Consider the following 4,474-nt stretch of genomic DNA (forward strand, 5'->3'; position numbering starts at 1 on the left):
CAGGTGCAGTTCGCGATCGAGTCGGCCCTCGACGACCTCGCCCGCGAGCTCGGCGTCGACCCCTTCGACCTGCGGCGACGGACCGTGGTGCGCCCCGGGGACGCGTTCGTCGCCTCCGCCGACCCGGCCGATCACCCCGACGACCTGCAGTTCGGCTCGGACGGGCTGCCGCAGTGCCTGGACCTCGCGCAGGCGGCGTTGCGGCGGGGCGGTGATCCGGCACCGGACGGTCCGTCGTGGCGGGTCGGGGAGGGGATGGCGGTCGCGATGATCGCGACGATCCCGCCCCGTGGCCACCGCTCGCAGGCGACGACCACGCTCGAGGCGGACGGTGGCTACCGGGTCCGGGTTGGCACCGCAGAGTTCGGCAACGGCACGGCCACCGTGCACGCCCAGATCGCCGCGACCGCGCTCGGGACCCGGCTCGACCGGGTGGTCGTCACCGGCGCCGACACCGACTCGGTCGGGGTGGACACCGGCGCGTTCGGGTCGACGGGCACCGTGGTGGCCGGGACCGCCGTGTTCCGGGCCGCCGCGGCACTGGCGACCGAGCTGCTCGGGAAGGCCGCGGCGCGCCTCGGGGCGGCGCCCGAGGACTGCCGGCTCGGCCCGGACGACGTCTCGACCCCCGACGGGTCCCGGGTCGCGCTGGTCGAGCTGGCGGGCGCGACCGGGGCGGGCGAGCACGACGGCACCCCCCGCTCGGTGGCCTTCAACGTCCATGCCGTCCGGGTCGCCGTCGACACCGACACCGGGGAGCTGAGGATCCTGCGCTCGGTCCACGCCGCCGACGCCGGGGTCGTCGTGAACCCGACCCAGTGCCGCGGGCAGGTAGAGGGCGGGGTCGCGCAGGGGATCGGGAGCGCGCTCTACGAGGAGATCCGGCTCGACGACGCCGGGCGGGTCACCACCCGGGTGCTGCGCGACTACCACCTGCCGCAGTACGCCGACGTGCCGTACACCGAGGTGCTCTTCGCCGACACCGTCGACTCGTGCGGGCCGTTCGGCGCCAAGTCGATGAGCGAGTCGCCCTACAACCCGGTGGCGCCAGCGCTCGCCAACGCCGTCCGCGACGCCGTCGGGGCCCGCCCCCACCGGCTGCCGATGACGCGGGACCGGCTCTGGGAGCTCTGCCGGGTCTCCGCCTGATCGCCGAGGAGACGCCTGTGTACGCGGATCCGCGCTCGTCGGGTGCATGAGCGTCTCCTCGGCGCGGGTTGGAGCCGATCGGGGCCGGCCGACGTCAGAGCCCCGTGGGACTCGACCGGTGGCCGACGGATCGGCCGTTCCGTGGTTCGGAGGCCGTGCGCCGGGGCCTCGTGACCTGGCGCGTGCTCCAGGGACCGGGATTCCGCCGTCTCGCGCACGACACCTACGTCACGTCGACCGTCCCCGACTCGCCGGACCGGCGGATCCTGGCCGTGACGACGTGGGCCGGGCCGGAGGCGGTCGTCACCGGGTGGTCGGCGTGTCGCTGGTGGGGCTGCGAGGTCCTGCCCCGCCCCGAGCCGCCGGTCGAGGTCGCCGTCGAACTGCGTCGCCAGAGCCCGCCGGTCGGCTGCCGGGTCCGGCGCTGCCGACCACGTGACCAGGACGTCACCGAGAAGGACGGGGTCCGGGTGACGACGCCCATCCGGACGGCGTACGACCTCGCCCGCCTCGTCCCGGTGCTCGACGCCGTGGTCGCGGCGGACGCTCTCGGGCGGCTGGGCCGGTTCGCCGGGGTGGACCTGGCCCGGTTCGCGTCCGAGCTCGGCACCGCCCGGGGGTGCCGGAAGGTCCCGGAGGTGTCCCGGCTGATGGACCCGGCGTCCGAGTCGCCGATGGAGAGCCGGGTCCGGGTCGACCTCGTCCGGGCGGGGCTCCCGGTACCGGTGAGCCAGCACGAGGTGTGGGACGGACGCCGGTTCGTCGCGCGACTCGACCTGGCCTGGCCCCAGTGGAAGGTGGCGGTCGAGTACGACGGCTGGGACCACACCGCCGAGGACCGGCGTGGTCGCGACGTGGATCGGGTCGACGCGCTGCGCCGCCTCGGCTGGGTCGTCATCACGGTGACTGCCCGGCAGTACCGGACCCCGGGGTGGATCGAGCGCCGGGTGCGGGAGGCGCTGGTCGAGCGCGGCGCCCTCTGACCCACCGAGGAGACGCTCGTGCACGCGTTCCGGGTGATTCCGCGTGCATGAGCGTCTCCTCGGCGAGGTGGGGGGGCTCACACCCGCAGGGCCACCAGCCCCGCGGTCACGGCCAGGCACCCGAGCACCACGTAGCCGACCGGGAAACCGCCGACGAGCTCCGCCACCAGCACCCCGCCGGCCGGGGCGAGGGCGACACCCACGGTCGTCGGGGCCGAGAACACCCCGTTGACCCGCCCGAAGGACCCGGTCCCCCACCGGTCGGACACCGCCGAGGCCTGCAACAACGTGTGCATCCCCCGACAGGCTCCGGCGAGGACCGCGATCGCGATGACGAGCGCAACCGGGCCCGGGGTCAGGCCGGCGGCCACGACGAGCAGCCCGCCGACCCCGACCACGATCCCGATCCGGGTCGCGGGGGAGGTCCGGCGCGACAGCGGGGCGAAGAACAACCGCCCGCCGACCTGGCCGGCCCCGATCAGGCCCAGGCCCAGCGACGCGAGCCCGAGCGACGCGCCGCGCGCCACGAGCAGGCCGACCAGGTTGATCGTCGCCGCGTAGAGCCCGAACCCCGCGAGGGCCATCACTGCGGCGAGCGCGACGAACCGGCCCGAGCGGATCACCGTGCGGGCGGCCTCGTCGGCGCCGGAGTCGGGGGGTGGGCGGCCCCGCCACGGGACGCCCAGGAACACCCCGTGCAGCGGCACCGTCACCACCGCCACGATCACCGCGAGCACGAGATAGCTGACACGCCACGACAGGTTCTCGACGAGCAGCGCGGTCAGCGGGGCGAACACGGTCGAGGCGAACCCCGCCACCAGCGTCACCGTCGTCAACGGGCGCAGCCGGTCCTCGCCGAACCAGCCCGTGATCGCCGCGAAGGCCGGCGGGTAGAACGTCGCCGCCTGCCCCACCCCGGCCACCGCCCACGCGAGGTAGAACCACGGCAACGACGGCGACGACGCCACCCCCACCAGCGAGAGCGCCCCGATCACCGACCCGGCGGTCATCACCGGTCGCGGCCCGTACCGGTCGATGAGCCGGCCGACCGCCACGCCCGCCACGGCCGAGACGATCGCCCCGAACGAGAACGCGCCGACCGTCGCCGTCGCCGACCACCCGGTGTCGGCGGTGATCGGGCCCAGGAGAACGGGGAAGGCGTAGTAGAGCGCTCCCCAGCTCACGATCTCCGTGACGCACAGTGCCGCGAGCCCGCGACCGCGCACGTCGGGGACCCGGACCATCCCGGCGAGGCTGCCAGCCCCGCCGGGACCCCGCTCGGCGGCCCCGTCAGCCCCGACTCAGACGGCCCCGACTCAGACGGCCTCTACCTTCGGCATGATGTCGTTCTTGATCCGCTTCAGGTCGTCCATCGTCTTGGAGGTCGGGACGTCGGTGAACGGCGGCCAGATCAGCGGCATCGTCATGCCCGCCTCCTTGTAGGCCTTGAGCCGGTCGGTGAGCTGCTTCTCGGTGCCGACCAGCAGGTTCGACGCGACGCCGTTGACGGTCTGGTCGACCTCCTCGTCGGTGATGACCGTCCAGATCATGCTGCAGATCTCGAGGTCCTTCGAACGCTTCGGGCTCCCGATCTCCTCGAACTGCTGGTCGATGGCGGTGAGCCACTCCCCGAGGCGCTGCGGCGAGTCCTGAATGCCGATCCAGCCGTCGAGGTCGTACTTCGTGATCCGCTTCGCCGAGCGCAGCGGGTCCTTGAGTCCGCTCATGAAGATCGGCGGACGCGGCTGCTGGAGCGGCTTCGCGCCGAACCCGCACGGGTCGAAGTCGGCGAACTCGCCGTGGTACTCGAAGTGCTCGTTGGCCCAGACGCCCTGCATGATCTCGATCGACTCGCGCACGTGCTTGTGGCGCTTCGGGAAGATGTGAGACGCGCTGGCCGCCGCGAACTCCTCGGGCATCCACCCGGACCCGACACCGACGTTCAGCCGCCCGTTCGAGAGGTGGTCGATGGTGGCCAGCTCCGCCGCGAGGACGCCGGGGGCGCGGAACGGCGTGTCGATGATGCTCATGCCGATGCGGACCTTCGAGGTCTTCGCCGCGAGCCACGGGATCAGCGGGAAGCCCTGGAGCCAGTTGCCCGTCGACTGCACGGGCAGCGCGTTGGGCAGCCCGTCCATCATGCCGAAGGAGTACTGCAGGGCCTCCCGGTCGGACGCCTCCGGGACGACGATCCGGTCGAGCGTCCAGACCGAGTCGAAGTCGAGCTCCTCGGCGAGCTCGGTGAGGTCCTCGAGCTCCTTGACGGTGATCTGGGTGCGGAAGTTCGGCAGGTAGAGGGCCAGCTTCATGACGGGGTGTCTCCCGGGGTCGGCAACGCGGCG

The 4,474-nt window shown here is 73.4% G+C and carries 4 protein-coding genes; 2 read left to right on the forward strand and 2 right to left on the reverse strand.

What is annotated here, in order from left to right:
- Both AC0CYZ_RS01360 and AC0CYZ_RS01365 read left to right on the forward strand, forming a co-directional pair.
- The coding region (locus AC0CYZ_RS01360; RefSeq protein ID WP_472211420.1) for a xanthine dehydrogenase family protein molybdopterin-binding subunit at positions 1-1,149 on the forward strand (1,149 nt) is incomplete at its 5' end.
- Positions 1,150-1,304: 155 nt separating this feature from the next.
- Positions 1,305-2,132, forward strand: coding sequence for a hypothetical protein (locus tag AC0CYZ_RS01365; RefSeq protein ID WP_472211423.1), 828 nt, complete (start codon positions 1,305-1,307; stop codon positions 2,130-2,132).
- Between the two features lie 77 nt (positions 2,133-2,209).
- Here AC0CYZ_RS01365 and AC0CYZ_RS01370 read toward each other — a convergent pair whose 3' ends face one another.
- Positions 2,210-3,376, reverse strand: a complete 1,167-nt coding sequence (locus AC0CYZ_RS01370) for an MFS transporter (RefSeq protein ID WP_472211426.1) — start codon at positions 3,374-3,376, stop codon at positions 2,210-2,212.
- A gap of 72 nt (positions 3,377-3,448) precedes the next feature.
- On the reverse strand, positions 3,449-4,441 hold the full coding sequence (locus tag AC0CYZ_RS01375; protein ID WP_472211429.1) for an LLM class flavin-dependent oxidoreductase: 993 nt from the start codon (positions 4,439-4,441) through the stop codon (positions 3,449-3,451).
- Positions 4,442-4,474 lie beyond the last annotated feature (33 nt).

Source organism: Actinomycetospora sp. (assembly GCF_055612215.1).

Excerpts from the sequence above, each read along its gene's own strand:
- AC0CYZ_RS01375 (WP_472211429.1), bottom strand. The coding sequence starts at position 4,441 with ATGAAGCTGGCCCTCTACCTGCCGAACTTCCGCACCCAGATCACCGTC.
- AC0CYZ_RS01370 (WP_472211426.1), bottom strand. The coding sequence starts at position 3,376 with ATGGTCCGGGTCCCCGACGTGCGCGGTCGCGGGCTCGCGGCACTGTGC.